This is a genomic window from Sphingomonas sp. IC-56 (genome assembly GCF_021043375.1).
GTDB lineage: Bacteria > Pseudomonadota > Alphaproteobacteria > Sphingomonadales > Sphingomonadaceae > Sphingomonas.
In genome coordinates this window covers 28,939-50,281 of the sequence record NZ_JAJNDV010000001.1, presented here as the reverse complement: position 1 = coordinate 50,281, position 21,343 = coordinate 28,939, and the positions used below count along the sequence as shown (strand labels likewise).

At 64.3% G+C, this 21,343-nt stretch carries 25 protein-coding genes, 1 tRNA gene and 1 pseudogene; 12 read left to right on the top strand and 15 right to left on the bottom strand.

Annotation, left to right across the window (positions count from 1 at the left end; translation table 11 throughout):
* Positions 1-3 precede the first annotated feature (3 nt).
* Complete coding sequence (locus LQ953_RS00275; protein WP_231028467.1) at positions 4-1,551, bottom strand: cation:proton antiporter; 1,548 nt, start codon at positions 1,549-1,551, stop codon at positions 4-6.
* A 262-nt stretch (positions 1,552-1,813) separates the two neighbouring features.
* Here LQ953_RS00275 and LQ953_RS00270 point away from each other — a divergent pair, with 262 nt between their 5' ends.
* The 3 genes from LQ953_RS00270 to LQ953_RS00260 all read left to right on the top strand — a co-directional run bounded on the left by LQ953_RS00270 (position 1,814) and on the right by LQ953_RS00260 (position 4,154).
* Positions 1,814-2,308 carry a GAF domain-containing protein gene (locus LQ953_RS00270; RefSeq protein WP_231028466.1) on the top strand — a complete coding sequence of 165 codons (495 nt, stop codon included), beginning with the start codon at positions 1,814-1,816 and terminating at the stop codon, positions 2,306-2,308.
* A gap of 939 nt (positions 2,309-3,247) precedes the next feature.
* Entirely contained in the window at positions 3,248-3,856 is a 609-nt protein-coding gene (locus LQ953_RS00265) for a hypothetical protein (RefSeq protein ID WP_231028465.1), read from the top strand.
* Between the two features lie 43 nt (positions 3,857-3,899).
* The gene (locus tag LQ953_RS00260) at positions 3,900-4,154 is read left to right on the top strand and encodes a hypothetical protein (RefSeq protein ID WP_231028464.1); all 255 of its coding nucleotides are present in this window, start codon (positions 3,900-3,902) and stop codon (positions 4,152-4,154) included.
* 74 nt (positions 4,155-4,228) lie between these two features.
* On the opposite strand, the gene rplL is transcribed toward LQ953_RS00260, so the two are convergent.
* Positions 4,229-4,606, bottom strand: coding sequence for a 50S ribosomal protein L7/L12 (gene rplL / locus LQ953_RS00255; protein WP_231028463.1), 378 nt, complete (start codon positions 4,604-4,606; stop codon positions 4,229-4,231).
* Between the two features lie 56 nt (positions 4,607-4,662).
* A complete protein-coding gene (gene rplJ / locus LQ953_RS00250) occupies positions 4,663-5,178 on the bottom strand; it encodes a 50S ribosomal protein L10 (RefSeq protein WP_231028462.1) in 516 nt (171 codons plus the stop codon).
* Positions 5,179-5,535: 357 nt separating this feature from the next.
* On the opposite strand from rplJ, the gene LQ953_RS00245 reads away from it, so the two are divergent.
* Entirely contained in the window at positions 5,536-6,099 is a 564-nt protein-coding gene (locus LQ953_RS00245; RefSeq protein ID WP_231028461.1) for a L,D-transpeptidase family protein, read from the top strand.
* 75 nt (positions 6,100-6,174) lie between these two features.
* On the opposite strand, the gene rplA is transcribed toward LQ953_RS00245, so the two are convergent.
* The 8 genes from rplA to LQ953_RS00205 all read right to left on the bottom strand — a co-directional run bounded on the left by rplA (position 6,175) and on the right by LQ953_RS00205 (position 13,360).
* Positions 6,175-6,867, bottom strand: coding sequence for a 50S ribosomal protein L1 (gene rplA / locus LQ953_RS00240; protein WP_231028460.1), 693 nt, complete (start codon positions 6,865-6,867; stop codon positions 6,175-6,177).
* 4 nt (positions 6,868-6,871) lie between these two features.
* Positions 6,872-7,303: a 50S ribosomal protein L11 gene (rplK, locus tag LQ953_RS00235; protein ID WP_231028459.1), complete on the bottom strand. Its 432-nt coding sequence runs from the start codon at positions 7,301-7,303 to the stop codon at positions 6,872-6,874.
* Positions 7,304-7,477: 174 nt separating this feature from the next.
* The gene (nusG, locus tag LQ953_RS00230; RefSeq protein WP_231028458.1) at positions 7,478-8,017 is read right to left on the bottom strand and encodes a transcription termination/antitermination protein NusG; all 540 of its coding nucleotides are present in this window, start codon (positions 8,015-8,017) and stop codon (positions 7,478-7,480) included.
* 10 nt (positions 8,018-8,027) lie between these two features.
* Positions 8,028-8,225, bottom strand: coding sequence for a preprotein translocase subunit SecE (secE, locus tag LQ953_RS00225; protein WP_231028457.1), 198 nt, complete (start codon positions 8,223-8,225; stop codon positions 8,028-8,030).
* 181 nt (positions 8,226-8,406) lie between these two features.
* A complete protein-coding gene (locus tag LQ953_RS00220) occupies positions 8,407-8,985 on the bottom strand; it encodes a YqaA family protein (RefSeq protein WP_231028456.1) in 579 nt (192 codons plus the stop codon).
* A 29-nt stretch (positions 8,986-9,014) separates the two neighbouring features.
* A tRNA-Trp gene (locus LQ953_RS00215) sits at positions 9,015-9,091 on the bottom strand.
* A gap of 47 nt (positions 9,092-9,138) precedes the next feature.
* Positions 9,139-11,505, bottom strand: coding sequence for a putative bifunctional diguanylate cyclase/phosphodiesterase (locus LQ953_RS00210; RefSeq protein ID WP_443026533.1), 2,367 nt, complete (start codon positions 11,503-11,505; stop codon positions 9,139-9,141).
* Between the two features lie 85 nt (positions 11,506-11,590).
* A complete protein-coding gene (locus LQ953_RS00205) occupies positions 11,591-13,360 on the bottom strand; it encodes a fatty acyl-AMP ligase (protein WP_231028454.1) in 1,770 nt (589 codons plus the stop codon).
* A 304-nt stretch (positions 13,361-13,664) separates the two neighbouring features.
* On the opposite strand from LQ953_RS00205, the gene LQ953_RS00200 reads away from it, so the two are divergent.
* The 5 genes and pseudogenes from LQ953_RS00200 to LQ953_RS16295 all read left to right on the top strand — a co-directional run.
* Positions 13,665-14,027 carry a RecX family transcriptional regulator gene (locus LQ953_RS00200; RefSeq protein WP_330999364.1) on the top strand — a complete coding sequence of 121 codons (363 nt, stop codon included), beginning with the start codon at positions 13,665-13,667 and terminating at the stop codon, positions 14,025-14,027.
* A gap of 64 nt (positions 14,028-14,091) precedes the next feature.
* Positions 14,092-14,691 (top strand): cold shock domain-containing protein, encoded by a 600-nt coding sequence (locus LQ953_RS00195; protein WP_443026522.1) that lies wholly within the window; start codon positions 14,092-14,094, stop codon positions 14,689-14,691.
* A gap of 4 nt (positions 14,692-14,695) precedes the next feature.
* On the top strand, positions 14,696-15,196 hold the full coding sequence (locus tag LQ953_RS00190) for a DUF192 domain-containing protein (protein ID WP_231028453.1): 501 nt from the start codon (positions 14,696-14,698) through the stop codon (positions 15,194-15,196).
* 82 nt (positions 15,197-15,278) lie between these two features.
* Complete coding sequence (locus LQ953_RS00185) at positions 15,279-15,671, top strand: NADH:ubiquinone oxidoreductase subunit NDUFA12 (RefSeq protein WP_231028452.1); 393 nt, start codon at positions 15,279-15,281, stop codon at positions 15,669-15,671.
* Positions 15,668-16,099, top strand: a pseudogene (locus LQ953_RS16295) (DUF2155 domain-containing protein); the annotation flags it as partial. The gene LQ953_RS00185 and the pseudogene LQ953_RS16295, both read left to right, overlap by 4 nt.
* A 35-nt stretch (positions 16,100-16,134) precedes the next feature.
* Here LQ953_RS16295 and aat read toward each other — a convergent pair.
* From aat to LQ953_RS00160, 4 genes are all read right to left on the bottom strand, one after another.
* Positions 16,135-16,884 carry a leucyl/phenylalanyl-tRNA--protein transferase gene (gene aat, locus LQ953_RS00175; protein ID WP_231028451.1) on the bottom strand — a complete coding sequence of 250 codons (750 nt, stop codon included), beginning with the start codon at positions 16,882-16,884 and terminating at the stop codon, positions 16,135-16,137.
* Positions 16,885-16,982: 98 nt separating this feature from the next.
* Entirely contained in the window at positions 16,983-17,363 is a 381-nt protein-coding gene (locus LQ953_RS00170) for a hypothetical protein (RefSeq protein WP_231028450.1), read from the bottom strand.
* 154 nt (positions 17,364-17,517) lie between these two features.
* Positions 17,518-18,849 (bottom strand): sensor histidine kinase, encoded by a 1,332-nt coding sequence (locus tag LQ953_RS00165; protein ID WP_231028449.1) that lies wholly within the window; start codon positions 18,847-18,849, stop codon positions 17,518-17,520.
* Positions 18,850-18,945: 96 nt separating this feature from the next.
* Positions 18,946-19,443: a DNA-deoxyinosine glycosylase gene (locus LQ953_RS00160; RefSeq protein WP_231028448.1), complete on the bottom strand. Its 498-nt coding sequence runs from the start codon at positions 19,441-19,443 to the stop codon at positions 18,946-18,948.
* Positions 19,444-19,464: 21 nt separating this feature from the next.
* Here LQ953_RS00160 and LQ953_RS00155 point away from each other — a divergent pair, with 21 nt between their 5' ends.
* From LQ953_RS00155 to LQ953_RS00145, 3 genes are all read left to right on the top strand, one after another.
* Positions 19,465-19,794: a DUF962 domain-containing protein gene (locus tag LQ953_RS00155; protein WP_231028447.1), complete on the top strand. Its 330-nt coding sequence runs from the start codon at positions 19,465-19,467 to the stop codon at positions 19,792-19,794.
* Between the two features lie 46 nt (positions 19,795-19,840).
* Positions 19,841-20,833: a cysteine synthase A gene (locus LQ953_RS00150; RefSeq protein WP_231028446.1), complete on the top strand. Its 993-nt coding sequence runs from the start codon at positions 19,841-19,843 to the stop codon at positions 20,831-20,833.
* Between the two features lie 86 nt (positions 20,834-20,919).
* Positions 20,920-21,183, top strand: coding sequence for a hypothetical protein (locus tag LQ953_RS00145; RefSeq protein WP_231028445.1), 264 nt, complete (start codon positions 20,920-20,922; stop codon positions 21,181-21,183).
* The last annotated feature ends 160 nt before the right edge of the window (positions 21,184-21,343 follow it).

Here is a 21,343-nt window from a genome sequence, read left to right as displayed (position 1 = left end):
GCCCTACGCCTCTCGCACCTCGATCTCACGGTTGGGGCGCGCGGCGAGTTCGAGCCAGTCCAGTTCCTCCTGCAGGCGATCGAATACGTCCTCGGCGATCTCGTCGCGGTGGCGCATGGCGTTGAGGCACTTTCGCTGCGCGGCGACGACGTTGGCGAGGCCACGGTCGAACGCTGTCGCGCCCTGGGGATCGTCCGAATGGCTGACGTCGCGGGCGGCAGCGAGCTTGGTTCGCAGCATCTGGGCCACGTCGCTGGGCTCCCGATCGGCCGCTTCCACGCCTGCCGCCAGCAAGGTGCGACGTGCCTTCCCCAGATCGTCCGCCAGCTCGCTGGCGGGTGCTTCGGCATCCAGCAGCCGCATCAGCGGGCGCAGTGTCAGCCCTTGCAAGACCAGGGTGCCGAGCACGACCGTGAAGGCCGCGAGCACGATGTAATCGCGTCCGGGAAAGTCCTGCGGCAGCGCGAAGGACGTGGCGAGCGTCAGCAGGCCGCGCATGCCGCACCAGGATACCAGCAGCGACAGCTTCCAGGGCGGGGGCTCGGCGAGCCAGGCGGGACGGAAACGCTGCCACAGCCAGCCGCTGAATGCGCGATAGCCCAGCACACAGAACAGGCGGACCAGGATGACCGCGGCAAGCACCACCAGCGCGAAGCCAATCGCCCGGGGCAGCTCGGCGGGCGACAGGGCGGCAAGGATCGCGCGCGCCTGCGTCCCCATGACGAGAAACGCGATGACGTTGAGCACGAACACCGCCGCTGCCCAGACGGCATAGGATTGCACCCGGTCGCGTGCGGTCTGACGCATCGGGGCGTGATGCGCGGTGAGCATGGCGAAGGCGACCACCGCGAGCACCGGGGACATGTGAAGACGCTCGGCGATGATCCACACGCCAAAGGTGGCGGTGAATTCGACGATCGTGGCAGAGTGAGTGCCGGAGAAGAGCGGGGTGAGCCGCTGATAGCCCCAGGAGAGCGCCAGGCCGAGCGCGATGCCGCCGGGCGCGGCGAGCGCCAGCGTCCAGACTTCGCGTTCTTCATGCCAGCCGGTGACCGCGGCGGTGGCGGCGCCGAACAACAGCAGCGCGCTGGCGTCGTTGAGCAGGCTTTCGCCCTGTAGCACCAGCGTGGAGCGCCGCGAGAAGCGTACCTGGTTCAGGATGGCGGTGGAGGCCGCTGCGTCGGGCGGGGCTACGATTGCGCCCAGCGCCAAGGCGGCAGCAAGCGGCAGGCCTATCCAGTACCAGCCGATCAGCGCCACCACCGCCGCGGTGGTGACCACCGCACCGACCGCGAGGGCGAGCAGCGGCATCCACAATCGCTTCAGCTCGCGCGGCGAGGTGTCAAAGGCAGCGTCGAGCAGTGCGGGCGCAATGAACACGGCTAGCGCCAGCTTGGGATCGATGCCGATGGTGGGGGCGATCGGCGTGAGTGCGACGGCCACTCCAAGCAGGCTGAGCAGCGTTGGATAGGGAACACCCATCCTGCTGGATCCGGCGAGCAGCACAGCCGCCGCAAACAGCAGCAGGACGAGGAATTCAAAGATTTCCATTCCGCGTCGGGTCCTGCGGTTGAAGGGGCGTGCGCATAGATAACCGCCCACCTCTGGTGCGGCTGTGGGAGGTGAACACCTTGCGAAGCCGAAGGTTCGCAGGATGCGCAATTATGAAGCTGGTGCTCTAGCCGGTTTCTGGTAGCGCTATCTTCAATCCTCGGCTGATATGCTAACCATCCATAAAGGAAATCAACAGCTTATAGGACGGATAGATTTCTTCGGCTATTGGTTGGAGGATGTGCACCGGATGAGGCGTATCATGAAGACGGAGCATTCAGATCTTGAAGGTGAACGGCTGGCGGCATTGCGCAGCTACCGCATTTTGGACACCGCGCCCGAGCCGTCTTTCGACCTGTTGGTAGAGCGCGCGAGGCATCTTTGCGAGGTGCCGATCGCGTTGCTGAGCCTGATCGATGCCGACCGGCAATGGTTCAAGGCGCGGATCGGCGTGGATACGTGCGAAACGCCGCTGGAAACATCGGTATGCGCGATCGCGATCCGCCAGGGGTATCTGTTCCAGATCGACGACCTGGCAAGGGATCCACGCACCGCGCGTATGTCGCTGGTGGTGGGCGAGCCGCACATCCGTTTCTACGCCGGCTACCCGCTGATCACGAGCGAGCGCGTTCCCCTGGGCAGCCTGTGCGCGATCGACACCAAGCCGCGACCCGGCGGGCTAAACGCCGACCAGCGCGAGGGGCTGATGGAGTTGGCCGACGAAGTGGTGCGCTTGATCGAGACCCGGCGAGAGTAGGCGCTTAGAGAGCGGGGCGCTTCACCCTCCGTCGCGTCAGCGCGGGGCGGTCGGATGCGGCGGCATGACGGAAGGGGGCTTTCCCAAACTGTATCGCCGCCGCCACGCCCCTTCCACCAGCTTCGCTGGGTTCCTCTTCTCCGCTGACCGGAGAGATCGTGGTTTGAGCGTTCCTGATTGCGGCACGAGGCCTGGGACGGCTTACTATCGCCAAGCCACCAAATGGCCCGGACAGTTGCTGCGCCCATGAATGCGGCTGAGGCGAGCGGTTGCGGATATGGGCTGATGTGCAGCGCAAGTTCAGTTTGAAGGCGCTAGAAGTCGGCGGTGCATTTTTCGACGAGAAAGAACGCGGTGCTGCGCGCGTCCGCTGCAATGGCTGCAACCGCACTGATCCTGCCGGCTGCTGGCCGTGCGCAGGAGGTTCCGCCTGCGTCCACGGCCCCGCCGGCAGAGTCGCAGGGCACGTTGCCAGGTGTCGTGCCCGAGCGTTTTACGCTGTCGCCACCAAGGCCTACCCCGGTTCCGACGCCAGAGCCCAGCGCGGCGCCGACGCCGGCGCCGACGTCCAGCCCTGTTCCGCGCGCGAGCGCTACGCCGGCAGCGGCCGAGCGGCGGACGCCTGAGCGGAGTGCGCCGGCCGAGCCGCTCCCGCAGCCAACCGCAGAGCCTCTTGTGCCGGTCGTGCCGCCTGTGCCCGTAGATGCCCTGCCGCAGCCTGTCGCCACGCCCTCTGCTGTGGTGACCCCTTCGCCCGAAACGTCCGCATCTCGCGGTGTGCCGGGCTGGTTGTGGGCGTTGGCGGGGGGCGGCGCTGTGGCGCTTGGGTTCGGGGCTTATAACCTGGTTCGGCGGCGTCGAGCCGGGGACGACGATGAAGCGCAGCATGCCGCTTCCGAGCCGGTACTGGCTCCGCGAACTGCATCCGATCAGACTGGATTGGCTACCGCACCCGCCGCGCCTGCACCCGCGGCGCCTGCACCTGCACTTGCACCTGCCGCAGTACCGTCACGCACGCGTGCGGCCCCGGTGCAGGCACCCCAGCCAAGTGGTGAGCCGTTCGAGATATCGCTGCGCCCGCAGCGGCTGAGCGTTGGCGCGGATGAGGTGGTGATCGAGCTTGAATTGCTGCTTGGCAATCGCCAGCGCGAGGCGGCCGAGAATGTGCGGGTGCACTTGACCATGCTCAGTGCCAATCCCGATCAGGACCGGCACGCAGCGGCCTTCCACGCCGCCACCTTGCTGGGCGATGGCGCGGTGCCGCCCTTTGACCTTCCCTCTGGAGCTGGCGGACGCATCCCGGTGCGTCTGGCGCTTCCGCGCGAGGCGCTGCACATCGTTCAACTTGCCGGCAGGCCGATGTTCGTGCCGATGGTGCTTGTCGACCTGCGGTGGCGCGCGGGTATTTCGATCCGGCGCTTCGGCGCGGACTTCCTGGCCGGCACGCCGGGGCAGGGGGACAAGCTCGGCCCGATCTGGCTGGATCGACCGGTGGCAGGCCCGCTGGCTGCGTCGCGGTACCTTTCGCGGTCAGCAGTCGCAGCCTGACGCCGAGCGGTTCGTCATCTGCACGGATGTCTAGATTTAACGCGTGTTGTTGAAGGGCGCGCGCGGCGTTCGGTACGTCGTCGCCATGCTCGCGAAGAAGATCCAGGACCTGCTCGAATCCCGTAAACCGCAGTCGCTGTGCGACGCCTGTATTGCAGGAGAGGTAGGGGCGCCACACAGCCGCGTGACCGTGCTCACCGAAGCGTTCGGCCTTACCAACGATTTCACGCGTGTACCTGCATCCTGCCCAAGTTGCGGTACACAGAACTGGACGATCAAAGCCGCGGGCACGGAATAGCAAAGGGCGGAATAGAAAAAGGGCGGCCCCTTTCGGAGCCGCCCTTTCCTGTAGCTGCAAAGCGCAGCTGACGCTTACTTGACCTCGACGGTCGCGCCAGCTTCTTCCAGCTGCTTCTTGATCTTCTCGGCTTCGTCCTTCGACACGCCTTCCTTGACCGGCTTCGGAGCGCCTTCGACGAGCGCCTTGGCTTCGGTCAGGCCGAGCGAGGTGATCGCGCGGACTTCCTTGATGACGTTGATCTTCTTGCCACCGTCGCCGGTGAGGATCACGTCGAACTCGGTCTGCTCTTCAGCAGCCGGAGCAGCGGCGCCGCCGCCAGCAGCCGGAGCAGCTGCAACTGCAGCAGCAGCCGAAACGCCCCACTTCTCTTCGAGCAGCTTCGACAGCTCAGCTGCTTCGAGAACGGTCAGCTCGGACAGCTGGTCGACGATTGCGTTAAGGTCAGCCATGATAAACTCCAATCAAATCAGATAGGTTATTAGGGTAATGGTCTCGAAGGAGCCGCTCAGGCGGCTTCCTTCTCCGCATATGCCGAAAGGACGCGCGCAATCTGCGCGGCCGGCGCCTGGGTGATGGTTGCGATCTTGGTCGCGGGCGCAACGATGAGCCCCACGATCTTGGCACGCAGTTCATCCAGCGACGGCATCGTCGCGAGCGCTTTCACGCCCTCCACATCGAGCAGCGTCGCGCCCATTGCTCCGCCGACGATTTCGAGCTTGTCGTTCGTCTTGGCGAATTCCGCGATGACCTTGGCCGCAGCCACGGGATCGGCGGAAGAGGCGAGCGCCGTCGGACCCGTAAGCAGGTCCGAGATCACCGAGTAATCGGTGCCCTCTGCGGCAATCTTGGCAAGCTTGTTCTTCGAGACCCTGTAGCTCGCACCGGCGTCGCGCATCTTGTTGCGGAGGTCCGTCGACTGCTTGACGGTCATCCCGAGGTTGCGGGTGACAACCACCACGCCAACTTCGTTAAAGGTGCGATTCAGCTCGGCAACGGCGTCAGCCTTCTGGGAACGATCCATGCCGGTCTCCTCGTTATGAAGCCCCGAGGGGCTCCGGTTACACAAGTCCGAGGGGCACGATCGTCAGCCGGAGATTGGACCCTGGCATGACCCGGACGCTCCGCTGAACAGAGCGCCATGAAATCTGTCCCCGTCTTGGCGAGAGATTAAGACCGGCATATTCCGGTCACTCGCTGTCTCGGACGGAACGCCAGGTGCATGCACCCGACGAAGTGGCGCACATAGCGGGGGCAGCCGCCAAGTCAACCGATTCTTCCTGCGGCCTCCATGGGTTAACGTGCCGCGGGGCTGTGCCTGGCCGGCACAGCCGGAATCCGGGGGTGGGCAGCGGCGGCGATCGAGGCGATATCAGCGCGCATGACAATGCTGACACCCTTCCTGCCCGCCACCCGCCGCGCAGTTCGGCTGCTCTTCCTGCTCGGCTTGCTCCTTCCGCTGTTCCTGGCGCCCCCCGCTCGCGCTGCGCAGGGGCCTGTCGTCACGGAAATACTCTCTACGGACACCGACCTGGAAGAAGGCGAGTATCTGTGGGAGCCGACACGGTCGGTCAGCGGAAGGCTGGAGATCGTCGCCGATGTCGCGCGCGACCGGCTCTATGTCTATCGCGGCGGCGTTGAGATCGGGCGGACGATCCTGATCTACGGGAATGACGACAAGCCGACGCCGCTCGGGTCGTTCAAGATCCTGCAGAAGAAGCGGGATCACATCTCCAACATCTATGGCGCGCCGATGCCCTTCATGATGCGGCTGACCTGGACGGGCATCGCCTTGCACGGGAGCGGGGACACGGTGGACAATCGCTACGCCACGCATGGCTGCATCGGGTTGCCCGATGAGTTCGCGGCCTTGCTGTTCCGCGCGGCCAAGCTGGGCGATCGGGTGACGGTAACCCGCAACTGGCTGCCGCAATTCTATAGCTGAGGGCCGAAGCCGTCCGACAAAAGAAAAGGGCCGGGATTGCTCCCGGCCCTTTCTTGTTTGGATGCTCTGACGCGATCAGGCAGCGGCGACTTCCGCCGTGTCCACCTTCACGCCCGGGCCCATCGACGAGGAGAGTGCAACCTTCTTGAGGTACTTACCCTTCGCGCCGGTCGGCTTGGCCTTGACCACTGCGTCGACCAGCGCGTCGAAGTTCGCGCGCAGATCCTCGGCCGGGAACGATGCCTTGCCAATGCCGGAGTGGATGATGCCGGCCTTTTCGACGCGGTACTCGACCTGACCGCCCTTGGCGGCTTCAACGGCGGCAGCGACGTTCATGGTCACGGTGCCAAGCTTCGGGTTCGGCATCAGGCCCTTGGGACCCAGCACCTTACCGAGACGGCCGACCAGGCCCATCATGTCCGGGGTGGCGATGCAGCGATCGAAGTCGATCTTGCCGCCCTGGATGGCTTCCATCAGGTCCTCGGCGCCGACGACGTCCGCGCCAGCTGCGGTGGCTTCCTCAGCCTTCGCGCCACGGGCGAACACGCCGACGCGGACGGTCTTGCCGGTGCCCTTGGGCAGGGTCACCACGCCGCGGACCATCTGGTCTGCGTGACGCGGATCAACGCCCAGGTTCAGCGCGACTTCGACGGTCTCGTCGAACTTGGAGGTCGCGTTGGACTTCACCAGCGCGATGGCTTCATCGACGCCGTGCAGCTTCTCGCTGTCGATCGCCCAGGTCTTCTGCTTCTTGGTCAGCTTAGCCATGTTCTCAGCCCTCCACCACTTCGAGGCCCATCGCGCGGGCGGAGCCTTCGATGATCTTGGTCGCTGCCTCGATGTCGTTGGCGTTCAGATCCTTCATCTTCGCGGTCGCGATCTCGGAGAGCTGCGAGCGCTTGATCTTTCCGGCGGAAACCTTGCCCGGCTCCTTGGAGCCCGACTTCAGGTTCGCGGCCTTCTTGATGAGGTAGGTCGCCGGGGGCGTCTTGGTCTCGAACGAGAAGGAACGGTCCGCATAGACGGTGATGACGGTAGGAAGGGGCGTGCCCTTTTCCTGGTCACCGGTCGAGGCGTTGAACGCCTTGCAGAATTCCATGATGTTCACGCCGCGCTGACCCAAAGCAGGGCCGATCGGAGGCGAGGGGTTTGCGGCGCCGGCCGGCACCTGCAGCTTGATATAGCCGGTAATCTTTTTAGCCATTGGTCACTCACTCTGTAGAGGACGAAGCCGAAGCCGCGTCCGTTCAAGTTTAGCGGTGCAAGCGACGGTCCAAAGACCGCCTCCCGCGGGTACGCCTGCTACTGGGGGCTTGCGCCCCGACTTTGCCCTCGCTCTCCCACCGAAGTTTAGGAAAGTTTAGGCCAAAGACCTGTTTTACTTCACGCGCTCGACGTCTTCGAAGCCGAGTTCGAGCGGCGTCGCGCGACCGAAGATCGAGATCGACACCTTCACGCGGTTACGATCGTAGTCGAGCTCCTCGACCACGCCTGAGAAGGTCGCGAAGTTGCCGCTGATGACCTTGACGGTGTCGCCGATGTCGTAATCCACCTTGAGCTTCGCCTTGGGCGCGGCGGCGGCAGCTTCATCCTTGGTGTTGAGGATGCGCGCGGCTTCGGCCTCGCTGATCGGCTGGGGCTTGCCCGAGGAACCCAGGAAACCCGTCACCTTCGGCGTGTTCTTCACCAGGTGATAGACGTCGTCGTTCATCTCGAGCTTGGCGAGCACATAGCCCGGGAAGAACTTCCGCTCGGACTGGATCTTCTTGCCGCGGCGGACTTCCGTCACGGTTTCGGTCGGCACTTCGACGGCATCAACGAGCCGGTCGAGGCCCAGACGCGTGGCGTCGGCCATGATCTGATCGCGGACCTTGCCTTCGAAACCCGAATAAGCGTGGATGATGTACCAGCGCGACATCTGTTGATCCTTACTGCGCGAGGCTAAGGAGGAAGCGGACGATCGCGTCGAACATCGCGTCGACGCCGAAGAAGAACAGGCCAAGCAGCGTGGTCATGATCACGACCATGACGCCGGTCATGACGGTCTCACGCCGCGAAGGCCAGACGATCTTCTTGGTCTCGGCCTGGACCTGCTTCACGAATTCGACGGGACTGGTCTTGGCCACCGCTGGCTATCCTCGCTTCAAACTTTGTTCCTAGAGCGGGGCATAGGTCCGCTGCCGGGCCCTTCGAGAAGGAACCGGCGCTTTCCCATCACGCTGTCGGATTGGGTTGCGTACCTAGCGAGGCGGGGCGCGAAAAGCAAGCCATTGCAGTGCCGGCGCGGCGGGGCCGCTGCCGCGCGTCTCAGAGGTAGGCGACTGCCGCGAAGCCGCCTACCAGCAGGATGAGGAAACCCCAGGCAAAGTAGTTGAGCCGCTTTTCGATGAACGCCTGCACCGGCTCGCCAAAGCGCTTGAGCAGCGCGGCGATGATGAAGAAGCGCGCGCCCCGGGTGACGGTCGCCAGAATGACGAAGAGAGGGAAGTTGAACTGCGCGATCCCGCTCGCGATCGTCACCAGCTTAAAGGGGATGGGGGTCAGCCCCTTGAGCAGGATGATGGCGGCGCCATAATTGGCATACATCGCCTGAAACTGCCCGACCTTGTCCTGCATGTGGTACAGGTTGATTACCCACTGGCCGACACTTTCCAGCAGGAAATAGCCGATCGCATAGCCGAACATGCCGCCGATCACCGATGCGATCGTGCAAACCGCGGCAATCCGATAGGCCTGGTCGCGGCGTGCGAGCACCATCGGGACCATCATCACGTCGGGCGGGATCGGGAAGAAGCTGCTTTCGGCGAAGGAGACCGCGGCCAGACTGCGCATGGCATGGCGATGATGCGCCATGCGCAAGACCCAGTCGTACATGGCGCGGAACATGCGAACTCCGGAATACGGCTGGGCGCAAATGGCAGGGGCGCTCGGATTCGAACCGAGGGCCTTCGGTTTTGGAGACCGACGCTCTAACCAGCTGAGCTACGCCCCTGTGCGGGTCGCGGCTTTAGCGAGCCCTTGCCCGCTCGGCAAGTGCGATCATGCAGCGACGCTGCCGCCGATTTGCCGCGTTGCCAGAACACGGGCTTCCTGAACGGGAAGCGGGCGCCCGAAATAATAGCCCTGAACCTTGGAGCAGCCGAGTTGCTGGACCATCTGGTGCTCTTCCTCGGTCTCGACGCCTTCCGCGGTGGTGGCCATGCCGAGGCTGTCGGCCAACGCCACGACGGCGCGGATGATGGCGATCGCCTCCTTGGTGCCCTTGGACGCGCCCTGGACGAAGCTGCGGTCGATCTTGATCGAACTGAAGCGGGTGTGGGCAAGATAACCGAGCGAGGAATAGCCGGTGCCGAAATCATCCAGGCTGAGCCGGACGCCGAGATCAAGGATCCGCTCGAGCACCTGAAGCGCCTGCGTACCTTCGCGCATGAACACGCTTTCGGTGACTTCCAGTTCGAGTCGCTCGGGCGGAAGGCCGGACTGGGCGAGCGCCTGCGCGACCACGGACACGAAAGCAGGATTGTGGAGCTGCTCGGGACTGACATTTACGGCGACGCGGACCGGCAGGTCCCAGCGTGCAGCCTCGTCGCAGGCGGTGCGCAGTACCCATTCGCCGATCGGCGCGATGAGGCGGGCTTCCTCGGCCAGCGGCACGAACTTCGCCGGCGAGATATTGCCGAGTTCAGGATGCTGCCACCGCAGCAAGGCTTCGAAGCCGGTGAGTTGGCCGCTGGCCGCGTTGACCACCGGTTGGTAATTAAGATGCATCTCGCCCTTTTCGACCGCGCCACGCAGCGCGATTTCAAGGACGCGGCGTTCTTCGGCCACCACGTGGAGCTGCGGCTCATAGGCATGGAAGACGCCGCCGCCGGCATCCTTAGAGCGATACAGCGCAAGATCCGCCGAGCGGATCAGCATCTCCGCGCTGCGTCCGTCGCGCGGGCCGATCGCCAGACCGACCGAAGCGCCGATATACAGCGTGTGCTGGTCGACTTCGTATGGGCGCGAGAGCACGTCGATGATCGTGTGGGCGAGCCGTTCGGTGCGGGCAGTATCGCTCGCGTCGCGCACGACCACCGCGAATTCGTCGCCGCCGAGGCGTCCGATCATCTCGTTTTCGCTGACCAGCGTCTGGAGGCGTTCCGACACGCGACCGAGCAAGCGGTCGCCGACGGGATGGCCGAGCGTGTCGTTCACTGCCTTGAAGCGGTCGAGGTCGATCATCATGAAGGCGCAGCGCGAGCCCCAATGCTCCGCTTCCTGCATGGCGCGCTGAAGACTCTCGTTGATCAGCAGCCGGTTGGGAAGGCCGGTGAGCGTGTCGAAGCGCGCCATCTTGTTGATCTTGTCGGCCGAACGCCGCTGTTCAGTGACGTCGGACCCGACGCCGCGGAAGCCGCAAAACGCACCGCGTTCATCGAAGCGCGGCGACGCCGACATTTCCCACCAATGCTCTTCGCCATCCACGAACACCGGGAGCAGCAAGTCGCGGAAGGACTCGCGGCTCTTCAGCTTTTCGGCGAGCTCACGGAGGCCCGCTGAGAAATTGCCCGCCTCCCAGGTGGGGCCGGCCAGCACCTGGAGGAATGGCGTGCCGTTCATGGTGGCAGGGTCGACCCCGAGCGATACGGCGAAGCGGGGGTTCGCCCGCACGATCCGGCGCTGCGCATCGATCTCCCACAGCCAGTCGGAGCCGTTCTCCTCAAACTCACGCAGCAGCAGGCTGACGGTCTCGTCGCGTTCGGCAAGCGCCATTTCGTTGGCGCGAATCACGACAAGCGCCTTGCTACGGCTGGTGGTGGCCATGACGAGGAGGAGCGTGAACAGGGCGACTGCGCTCGCAAGTACCGGCGAGCCCGCCGTCACCAGGGAGAGAGTGGTCGACAGGCCAATCAGCGAAATGAAGGCGATGGTGGCGAGGGGCAGCGCCGCCATGGCGAAGGCGAAGGCGGTCATGAGCAGCGAGAGGACGACCCATAGGCCGAGCGCTACCCGTGCGTCGGCATGGTGGCCGAACGCGAGCGGAAGGACGGCCCAGGCGGCGCCCAAAGCCAGCCCTTCATAGGCCGTGTCGCGCACGTCCTTTAGGTCCGCGAACACAACCTCGCGGTTGCGCCTGGACAGGCGGCGGAAGGCGACGACGCAGCTTGTGGCTCCGACCAGGATAGCCCAGCCCGCAAGCTCCCAGACCGGCACCAGCGGTGCCAGCAGCAGCGTGATCATGGCGGCGCCGATGAGATTGGCGGCGAGCATGAACAGCGCCAATTGGCTGCCCGCATGCAGCTGCGCGGCACGGATGCGGCCCCAATTGGTCGCATCCGCGGGATCGCGGAGCCCGAGCAAGACGCGCGCATCGATGTGCGGCGTGGCGAACTGGGATCTGGTCTGGCTACTCACCGGGCCGATGTACCCGGTGGGAAGTTAGCGAGTGGTTGCAATCAGCCCGGAATGCGCGGGTTTTTTAAGGCCAAGTTCCGGCCGGCGCGCGACCTCAGGCAGCGATATCGTAGGGCTTGATCTCGCCGTTGAGGTACAGGTTGCGAGCCTTGGCGCGGCTAAGCTTGCCCGAGCTGGTGCGGGGCAGGGTGCGTGGCGGTACCAGTTCGATCACGCAGTTCATGCCGGTAACCGAACGGACCCGCTCGCGGATCTCGTCGCGCAGGCGGACGCGCTCTTTTTCGTCCGAAGTGCGGCACTGGACGAGCACTGCGGGGGTTTCTTCACCGCCCGGCGTGGTGATCGCGAACGCCGCGATGTCACCCTGCTTGAAGCCGGGGAGCTGCTCGACCGCCCATTCAATGTCCTGGGGCCAATGGTTGCGGCCATTGACGATGATCATGTCCTTGGCCCGTCCGACGATGTAGACGTAACCTTCTGAAATATAGCCCATGTCGCCGGTGTCGAGCCAGCCGTCCTTCATGCAGGCGTCGGTTGACTCCGCGTCGCGGAAATAGCCGACCATGACCGAGGGGCCGCGGCACCAGACCTTGCCGATCGCCTTTTCAGGGAGCGGCGTGCCGTCCTCTTCACGGATTTCGACTTCCATGTCCCGCACGGGCTTGCCGCAATTGACGATGGCGCGGAAACGCTGCGGGCGACCTGCGCGGTGCGAGCCGCCGGAGAGCTGGGTTTCTTCGACCAACTCGACGATGATGCCTTCACCCGGCGGCATGATCGAAACGGCGAGCGTGGCTTCCGCCAGGCCGTAGCTCGGCAGGAAGGCCGTTGCCTTGAACCCGGCGTCGGCGAAGGCATCGACGAACGACTGCATTACGTCGGGACGGATCATGTCGGCGCCATTGCCCGCCACGCGCCAGCGCGACAGGTCGAAGCGGTCGGAAGCGCGGGTCTGGCTCGACATGCGGCGCGCGCAGATGTCGTAGCCGAAGGTCGGGGAATAGGAGAGGGTGGTGCCGCCGTTCCGGCTGATGAGGTCGAGCCAGGCGAGCGGACGCCGGGCGAAATCCTCGGTCTTGAGATAGTCGGTCGAAACCTGGTTCGCGACGATCGACAGGAAGCAGCCGACTAGGCCCATGTCGTGGTACCAGGGCAGCCAGGAGATGCAGCGGTCCGTTTCGACCAGCTGCATGCCGTGGCTGTGCGCCGCCAGGTTGTTGAGCAGTGCGTTGTGGGTGATCGCGACTCCGTGCGGGAAACGCGTCGAACCGCTGGAATATTGCAGATAGGCGATATCGGTGGTGTCCGCCTTGGGCAGCACGACCTCGGCCGCAGACCGGCTGCCGAATTCCGACCAGTCCACGCCGGCAACATCGGAGAGCCGCGCCGCTTCGGCGCACATGGCGCCGATTTCGGGCGGATAGATCAGCATGCTGGGATCGCAGCTGTCGAGCTGTACGCGGAGCTGATCGATATAGGATTGCGCCCCGCCAAAGCTGGTCGGGAGCGGAAGCGGCACCGGCCAGGCGCCGGCATAGATCACGCCGAAGAAGAGCGACGCGAACTCGGCCCCCGTTTCAGCGATCAGCGCGATCCGGTCCTGCGGCTTCACGCCCGCTTCGATCAGGCGATAGGCCTGATGCAGCGCGTCCTGGCGAAGCTCGGAGAAAGGATAGGGGCGGACGAGATTGCCGCGCGCATCGTGGAAATTCAGGCCACGGCGGCCGGTGGCGGCGTAATCCAGCGCGTCGCCCAAGGTGGCGAAATCCGCAAAACGGCGCGGCAAGGAATCCTCGGTAGCCGTGGGGACGAGCTTGGCGGCTTCAGCCTGGCTGTCGAGTGGTACCGTAACGTCCAAATTCATTCTTAAACTCTCATGCCCCTGCATGCTGCAGACCGTTTGCGACCCGCCGCGCGCCAAAGGCACGGGCTCTGCTATGCACTACCGTTCAAAATCGGTTGCCAGTGTGGCACAATCATGGCGCATGCCGCGGACGAAAGCCACTCCCCCACCGCTTGACCCCTCCAGCCTTGAGCGGCTCGCGCTCCGTTATGTCGAGCGTTATGCGACGACACGAGGTCGGCTAACCGACTATTTGCGTCGGAAAGTGCGCGAGCGGGGATGGGGTGGAGAAGAACGGCCGGACCCCGAAGGCTTGTCGGAGCGCATGGCCGAATTGGGCTATGTCAACGATCGGCTGTATGCCGAAAGCAAGGCGGGGGCGATGGCCCGGCGGGGGCTGGGCAGCCGGCGCGTGGGCGAAGCGCTGCGCCATTCCGGCGTAGTGGGCGAAGATGCCGACCATATAGCGCCAATCATTCAGGCAGACGCAGTGCCAAGCGCACTCGAATTTGCTCGCCGCAAGCGGATTGGGCCGTTTGCAACGGCGCAGGCGGAGCGGGCCTTACAGCAGAAGCAACTGGGCGCGATGCTTCGCGCCGGCCATGCGCTGGACCTTTCACGTACCATCGTGCGGATGGCACCGGGAGAAGATGTGGCGTGGATGCTTGTCCCCGATTGGGACCGATAATCACAAAGCAGTTCCATTTCTGGAAAATGCTGTGTTAACGTTGGTGCCTTGGGGGATAACAATAATGCGTGCTGATCCACAGCTTGCGCCAAGTGACGAGCGCGTCTTTCGGCCAGCGGCTGGCGAGATGAGCGGTTCTTCCGAATCCGTGGGGACGGATTCAGAGGGCGCTACCTACTCGGCCACCGTTAAATGGTTCGACGTCACACGCGGGTTCGGCTTCCTGGTGGCCGACGACCCGTCCATAGGCGATATTCTGATCCACTTCTCCGTTCTTCAGGAACATGGCCGCCGCAGCTTGCCCGAGGGCGCGCGCGTGGAATGTGTTGTCATAAAGCGACAGCGGGGACTTCAGGCGCGCACGATCCATTCAATCGATCTGACTGAGGCGGTGGAGCCGGTGAAGCGCGGGGGCGACCGCGTCGACCGGCTGAAACTGGTCGATGACGCGGGCCCGTTCGTCGATGTCACGGTGAAGTGGTTCAATCGCCTGAAGGGCTATGGCTTCGTGGTGCGCGACAGCGATTCCGCTGATATATTCGTGCACATGGAGACGCTCCGCCAAGGGCAGGTCGAAGATGTGGAGCCTGGCGAGCCGCTCAGGGCGCGTATCGTCGAAGGCGACAAGGGCCCCTTGGCAGTCGTGGTCGAAAGGGCAGGTTGAAGTGATGGGTATGGCGCGGCGACGCTGGAGTTCGGCTATCGCCGCAGGGGCGTTGCTTGTCTGCGGGTGCGCCACAGCGGCGCAGAGCGTTTCCACCGCACCGGCCCAGCCCAGTGCCGGGCGGATGATCGTCACGGTGCAGACTGCGTCAGGCCCTCACCAATTCAAGGTCGAGGTTGCGCGTACCCAGGCTCAGCAGAGCCGCGGGCTGATGTTCCGCACCGACATTCCCGCCGATGGCGGCATGTTGTTCGTGCCGTATCCCGCCGAGGGACCGCCGCGCGAAGCGAGCTTCTGGATGAAGAATACGCCTAGCCCGCTCGACATCATCTTCATTCGCAAGAACGGGACGATCGCTTCGATCGCCGCGAATGTTGAGCCGTTTTCCGAAACGCCGGTGAAGTCAGGCGAAGTGGTCAGCGCGGTGCTCGAGATCAACGGCGGCCGGGCAGCCGAACTCGGCATCCGGATCGGCGACACGGTGCGCTGGGCTCCCGCGCGCTGATCTGCGCTTTACCCGCCATCAAGCGCGCTTTGCCTGCGCATGGGCGGTTGCCCACCACCGCAAGCCGGAGTATCGGCACGCCATGGGTCTTTTGAAGTCTGTCTTCACTTGGTGGGAAGGTGCCACCATCGGTACCTCGCTTGGTCTGCGCGGCAAGACCAAGATCGGCGAGGATTCGCTGGGCAACATCTATTATAGCGGCGGCAAGGATCCCAACGGGATCACGCGCCGCTGGGTGATCTATAACGGTCCCAATGATGCGAGCCGCATTCCGCCCGAATGGTTCAGCTGGCTGCACCACCAGATCGACGAAGCGCCGGACCAGGCGCTGCCGCCGAAGCGCGAATGGGAGCAGCCCTGGGAGCCGAATCAGACGGGAACCCGTCTCGCCTACCGCCCGCCCGGCGCGCTCGAAGCTGGCGGCAATCGCGTGCGTTCCACCGGTGATTACGAGGCCTGGACCCCGGACGCATGACGCACAAGTCCGCAGCCGCAGCAGCGTTGGCGCTGCTGCTTGGACTTGGTGCATGTGACCGCGGCAACGACCAGGCCGGCAACAACGCCGCCGAAGACCTGGTGATTACCAGTGGCCAGGGCAACACCGCAGGCGGAGCCGAGACGGTCTCAGTCGATGTGGACAGCAGCGTCGCGAACGCCGCCGCGACGCCGATGAACGAGCGTGTCGCTGTTCTCGGCATCCTGAACAAGCGAAACGGCGAAGCACGCGAGTTCAGGCTGAAGCCGGGGCAAGCGGGGCGGATCGGTGACGTCATTGTTCGGCTTCGCGCGTGCGACCGGACGGCTCCCTGGGAAGCGGATCAGCTTACAGGCGCGTTCCTCCAGGTGGACGTGCTGCAACTCGACAAGAGCTGGCGGCGCGTCTTCTCAGGTTGGCTGTACAAGGAACGGCCGGCGCTGAACGTCGTGCAGCACCCGATCTATGATGTTTGGCCTAAAAGCTGCGCGATGACCTTCCGAGAGAGCGGGGCCGACACTGTGGCTGCGCCTTCTGCCGGTTCGGGGCAGGGCGCACGGTCCAGCGCGAGGAAGTCCGCGGCCCAGGGTTCACCCGAGGCGAGTCCCGCCGAACCCTCGCCAAGCGCGGCGCCCAGCAACGCGACATAGTCGTCGCGCGGTATCTCGACGGCGCCGAGCGAGGCGAGGTGATCCGTCTGGAACTGGCAGTCGAGAAGCGTGAAGCCCCCTGCCTGCAAGCGCGCGACCAGGTGCGCAAACGCCACCTTGGACGCGTCGCGGACGCGGGTTACCATCGACTCGCCGAAAAACGCACGGCCCAGCGCGAGGCCGTACAGCCCGCCGGCCAGTCTCTGCCCGTCCCAACACTCTACCGAATGCGCGAAGCCACGGCGGTGCAGACCGATGAACACGCGCTCGATCGGGCCATTGATCCAGGTATCCGGCCGGTCCTGGGCGGACTCCGCGCATAGCTGCACGATGCGCTCGAACTCGGTATCGACGGTGACCCGGAAGCGGTCGCCCGCTATGGTTTTTCGAAGGGATCGGGAAAGGTGGAAGTTCTCAAGGGGGAGCACGCCGCGCCACTTGGGCTCGACCCAATGCACGCTGGACGCGAGCCGGTGATCCGCCATCGGAAAGATGCCCATGGCATAGGCGCGCAAGACCAGATTGGGATCGAGATCGACTTCAGGCGCTAAACGGTGGCTCATCGGCGGCTCACATTGCGTGTATCAATGCTTCGTGCCACGAAAAAGGGCCAGCGGATATGCCCGCCGGCCCTTCGTTCAACTTGCTATGTGACCCGTGATCAGGCGTGGCAGTTCTTCGATCCTGCTCCCGGAAGCGTCACGTCGACGCTCTTCGCGGTGCCGGTGAGCTTGTAGCCGCCTTCCGCGACATAGGGCTGGCCGGCTTCGGGCGCCTTGAGCATCGTGGCCTTGCCGTCCTTTTCGCTCTTCACCTGGACCTGCTTGTCGCCCTGGAAGAAGTCCACGAACAGCAGGCTGTTGTCGCTGCAGCGCAGCGTAACGCTGGACGCGATCGCCGGCGGAAGCTCCACAGGAGCCGCGTTGGCAAGCTGCGACGCCATCGGATCGGGCGCGGTGCTGCTCACTTCCTCAGGCTTGTTCTCACATGCGGCGAGCGAAAGAAGCGCTGCGGCGGCGGCGAAAAAGGGGAGGTTCTTCATGACGTGGCGTGCTTTCCTTGCGCGGCGGCCAAAGGTCAAGGAGATTCGGGATACAGAATCACGTAACTTTGGTGCGACGCGGCGCGTAGCGGAGATATCTTGCTGCAGCATGTCAGGGTGCGGCTTTTTCTCGAACGTGTCAGCTGGGCGCGGTTCACTGCAGGGTGGGGGTGTTCTCGGCGGCCTGCGACGCGAGCACGGTGAAGGCGAAGACCGTGCCGCCTTCCTCCGAATGTTCGACTCGCAAGGTCCCGCCATGTGCCTCGACCAGGGTGCGCGAGAGCGCGAAGCCGAGTTCGGCACCATCGCGTGACACTGTGGATCCCGAAAGGGCCAACGCAGCCAGATAGGCTTCGGGTGCGTCGGCTTGGCCCAAGCCGGCGCGAAATTCGACCTCGGCGGGGCTGACGCGGCGCGTCTCAAGCGTGATCAGCGCGCCTGGTACGGAGCGAGTCACATCCACAAGGTTGCGCAGAAGATTGGCCAGTACCTGGACGATCTGGATGTGGTCGACCAGCGCTTCCGACGCGTCCGCATCGATCTGAACCCGGAACTCGGGGAGCGGGCCGGCGACCGCCGCGGTGACGAGGGCCGTGGCCTCATGGACGATCGGCTCAAGACGGTCGACCTGGAGGTCCAGGCCTTCGCGCGACATCATCTTGCGGATACGCCGGATGATCTCGCCGGCACGAAACAACTGCCCCTCTGCTTCACGCGCGTGGCGCACCAGCTGTTCAGGGTTTCCGCCGCTCGAAAGACGCACCGCCGCCACATAGTTGGCGGCCGCTGCCAAAGGCTGGTTCAACTCGTGCGCGATGGTCGTGGCGACTGCGCCCAAGGCGCTGGTGCGCGTCAGTTCGATGATCTGGCGCTCCATCTCCTGTTGCTGGGCGATGAGGCGATCGCGTTCGGCAAGGCCTTTACGAAGCGCGGTTTCGGTGACAACACGGTGGCGGGCCAAGGCGACGTAGCTCGCAATCGCCTGCAAGAAATAGGTCTCGGCCTCATCGAAGTCGTCGCCGCCGCGGCGGCCGAAGCCAAGCGTACCTAGCAGTTCGTCCCGATGCAGCAGGGGCACGCAGATGAAGGCATCGAAGCGCATGTCGCGCAGGGCTTTCGTCATCGTGCCAGCGGAGTCCTGCACTCGCTCGACGACGATCATGGTCTCCTGGCGTGCTGCGGTTCCGCATACGCCTTGTCCGAAAACAAGGGAGGATACTGAGGCGGCCTCTTGCAACGTGAGCCCGCCATGCGCCTCAAGCCGCAGCGCGCAGCGTTCGTGAAGGTTATAATGGAAGAATGCGTCCAGCCGCAGCTCAACACGCACCGAGGTGAACAAGCGGTCGAGCGCCAAGGACAGGTCGTTCGTCTGCAACAGGTCTGCGGCGAGCCCGGCAAGCAGTTCAAGAAGCCGGTGTCGCGGCGTCTCCTGGCTGTTCGCCGGAAGGGCGCGCAGGGCCGGGATCAGAGTATCGGCCAACAACATCGTCGCGTTCCTTCCTGAACACGCAGATAGTGTCTCGGGTGCTGCAACAACACTCCGTATTCGCCACGAGGGGTGCTTGTGATTCCGGTTAAACGATCATTCAAGATAGGTCTTGAGCGCGGCCCAAGCCGGAAGCTTCGCCGCGAGGCCGATGGTGTGAAGCGGACTGCTGGACGGGAGCGCGACGATGTCGTGGCGTGACGCGGCTGGGCCGAGTTGCTTGGTGCCCAGTTTGAGCGCGGTACCACCATTGAAGGCGATCGCCCGCAAGTGCGGCAAGTTCGATGCGAGCGCGGCGATGTCGTGGGCTTCCACGTCGTGCATCGCCGCGTCCGTGCTACCGCGGCGCCGGGCCGTCGCCACGACGTCCCACAAGCCGATATGGGCGCGCAGGAGAGTGGCGAGGCGATCTTCGTAATCGAGGGACGGCAGGTCAACGCCGGCAGCGGGGGACATCAGCTGCCAGAATTGGTTCTGCGGATGGGCATAATAGCGCCGCTGCGCCAGCGACCGTTCGCCGGGCAACGAGCCGAGGACGAGCAGGCGGACGTCGGCGTCGACAACCGGCGGGAAGGAGTGCTTGCGCGGTTCCATGCGGCCCGATAGCCTGACGCCATGGCCCGCACCATCACCCGATACAGGGATTTCTGGCCCTATTATCTCCAGGAGCATGGCAAGGCGGCGACGCGCCGCCTGCACTATGCCGGGACCGCGCTGACCTTCCTGTTCCTGGTGCTGGCGATCCAGTCGGGTGGATGGTGGTGGCTGGCATTGCCGGTTGCGGGATACGGGTTCGCCTGGGCCGCGCATTTCGGGGTGGAGAAGAACCGGCCGGCGACTTTCACCTATCCGCTGTGGTCGCTGTTTTCCGATTACCGCATGTTCTTCCTGTGGCTGACCGGGCGGCTCGGGCCACATCTCAAGCGGGCTGGCGTGGCGACATAGTTTCGCTTGCTTGCGGGGGCGGGGGCGCGGCCCCTATCTAGCCCCCATGCATGTAACATCGGATACGCTCGGGCTGATCGGCAACACGCCCCTGGTGCGACTCAAGGGGCCGAGCGAGGAAACCGGCTGCGAGATCTACGGCAAGTGCGAGTTCGCCAATCCGGGCGGATCGATCAAGGATCGCGCGGCGCTGTTCATCGTACGCGACGCCGAGGAGCGCGGGCTGATCCACCCCGGCGGCACTATTGTCGAGGGAACGGCGGGAAACACCGGGATCGGCGTCGCGTTGGTCGCCAATGCTCGCGGCTACAAGACGATCATCGTCATGCCCGAGACGCAGAGCCGCGAGAAGATGGACACGCTGCGCGCGCTTGGTGCCGAGCTGGTGCTGGTGCCTGCCGCGCCTTATTCGAATCCGGGGCACTTCGTGCACACCTCGCGCCGCATTGCCGAGGAAACGTCCAATGCGATCTGGGCCAATCAGTTCGACAACACCGCCAACCGTAAGGCCCACATTGTCGGCACTGCCGAGGAAATCTGGAACCAGATGGAAGGGCGGATCGACGGCTTCACCTGCGCGGTGGGGACCGGCGGGACCTTTGCCGGCGTAGGCCTGGGGCTAAAGGCCAAGGACGAACAGGTGTGTATTGCGCTCAGCGATCCCTACGGTGCGGCGCTGTACGAGTATTACGCGAATGGCGAATTGAAGTCGGAAGGCTCTTCGGTAGCCGAAGGGATTGGTCAGGGGCGGATCACCGGCAATCTGGAAGGTGCGCCCGTCGACACGCAGTTCCGCATTTCCGATGAGGAAGGCTATGCCTGGGTCCAGCGCCTGCTGAGCGAGGAAGGGCTTTGCCTTGGCCTATCCTCCGGCATCAACGTGGCGGGTGCGGTGCGGCTGGCGAAGCATTTGGGGCCGGGGAAGCGCGTGGTCACGATCCTGTGCGACACCGGATTTCGCTATCTCTCCACGCTGTACAATCCCGAATGGCTGGAGGCGAAAGGCCTCTCCGCGACGGGCTCATCCGCGACGAGTTGAGTGGCTGCATAGACAGAAGGCGGAGGAGGTGTTACTTTTCCGCCACAAGTATGAAGTCGGGATCGCACCAGGACTCTGCCCAAGCGATGCAGCGCTTCCGTGTCGGTATGACCGGCTTGGCGGTCGTGCTGGTGCTTATCGGATTGGCAAGCATTCTCTTTTCGTCGGCGAATCGCGACGAGCCAGTTTCGGCGGTGGGTGCGCCCAATTCCGCGGTGGTGGCCAACATGACCGATGGCGCTTCCAACAGCGCTACGGCCGCGAAGGGGCGGGATGAACCATTGGCCGAGTTGGGTGTGACGCCCAGCACTTCTTCGACTCCTGATAGTGCGGAGTCGCCGCAGCCCTGAGGGGCTGCTGTCTAACCTCTTGTAGACGTGGCTGAGCGTGGTCCTTTGGGGCTGCGCTTTTTGGCGTTTGTGCGATTTCAGGAACTTAGCTTGAACATATCGTGATTCAATCAAAAACACGTGGGACAAGTGGCGGTTTGTGGGGGTGTTTCCCCTAAAA

What these genes read in the sequence shown, in the direction of transcription:
- aat (WP_231028451.1), bottom strand. Translation starts at nt 16,884, where the DNA reads ATGAGCCACCGTTTAGCGCCTGAAGTCGATCTCGATCCCAATCTGGTC.
- rplJ (WP_231028462.1), bottom strand. Translation starts at nt 5,178, where the DNA reads ATGGATCGTTCCCAGAAGGCTGACGCCGTTGCCGAGCTGAATCGCACC.
- LQ953_RS00205 (WP_231028454.1), bottom strand. Translation starts at nt 13,360, where the DNA reads ATGAATTTGGACGTTACGGTACCACTCGACAGCCAGGCTGAAGCCGCC.
- LQ953_RS00200 (WP_330999364.1), top strand. Translation starts at nt 13,665, where the DNA reads ATGGCCGAATTGGGCTATGTCAACGATCGGCTGTATGCCGAAAGCAAG.
- LQ953_RS00275 (WP_231028467.1), bottom strand. Translation starts at nt 1,551, where the DNA reads ATGGAAATCTTTGAATTCCTCGTCCTGCTGCTGTTTGCGGCGGCTGTG.
- LQ953_RS00220 (WP_231028456.1), bottom strand. Translation starts at nt 8,985, where the DNA reads ATGTTCCGCGCCATGTACGACTGGGTCTTGCGCATGGCGCATCATCGC.
- LQ953_RS00185 (WP_231028452.1), top strand. Translation starts at nt 15,279, where the DNA reads ATGGGTCTTTTGAAGTCTGTCTTCACTTGGTGGGAAGGTGCCACCATC.
- LQ953_RS00245 (WP_231028461.1), top strand. Translation starts at nt 5,536, where the DNA reads ATGACAATGCTGACACCCTTCCTGCCCGCCACCCGCCGCGCAGTTCGG.
- rplK (WP_231028459.1), bottom strand. Translation starts at nt 7,303, where the DNA reads ATGGCTAAAAAGATTACCGGCTATATCAAGCTGCAGGTGCCGGCCGGC.
- LQ953_RS00165 (WP_231028449.1), bottom strand. Translation starts at nt 18,849, where the DNA reads ATGTTGTTGGCCGATACTCTGATCCCGGCCCTGCGCGCCCTTCCGGCG.
- LQ953_RS00160 (WP_231028448.1), bottom strand. Translation starts at nt 19,443, where the DNA reads ATGGAACCGCGCAAGCACTCCTTCCCGCCGGTTGTCGACGCCGACGTC.
- LQ953_RS00190 (WP_231028453.1), top strand. Translation starts at nt 14,696, where the DNA reads ATGGGTATGGCGCGGCGACGCTGGAGTTCGGCTATCGCCGCAGGGGCG.
- LQ953_RS00145 (WP_231028445.1), top strand. Translation starts at nt 20,920, where the DNA reads ATGCAGCGCTTCCGTGTCGGTATGACCGGCTTGGCGGTCGTGCTGGTG.
- LQ953_RS00270 (WP_231028466.1), top strand. Translation starts at nt 1,814, where the DNA reads ATGAAGACGGAGCATTCAGATCTTGAAGGTGAACGGCTGGCGGCATTG.
- LQ953_RS00150 (WP_231028446.1), top strand. Translation starts at nt 19,841, where the DNA reads ATGCATGTAACATCGGATACGCTCGGGCTGATCGGCAACACGCCCCTG.
- LQ953_RS00170 (WP_231028450.1), bottom strand. Translation starts at nt 17,363, where the DNA reads ATGAAGAACCTCCCCTTTTTCGCCGCCGCCGCAGCGCTTCTTTCGCTC.
- rplA (WP_231028460.1), bottom strand. Translation starts at nt 6,867, where the DNA reads ATGGCTAAGCTGACCAAGAAGCAGAAGACCTGGGCGATCGACAGCGAG.
- rplL (WP_231028463.1), bottom strand. Translation starts at nt 4,606, where the DNA reads ATGGCTGACCTTAACGCAATCGTCGACCAGCTGTCCGAGCTGACCGTT.
- nusG (WP_231028458.1), bottom strand. Translation starts at nt 8,017, where the DNA reads ATGTCGCGCTGGTACATCATCCACGCTTATTCGGGTTTCGAAGGCAAG.
- LQ953_RS00155 (WP_231028447.1), top strand. Translation starts at nt 19,465, where the DNA reads ATGGCCCGCACCATCACCCGATACAGGGATTTCTGGCCCTATTATCTC.
- LQ953_RS00195 (WP_443026522.1), top strand. Translation starts at nt 14,092, where the DNA reads ATGCGTGCTGATCCACAGCTTGCGCCAAGTGACGAGCGCGTCTTTCGG.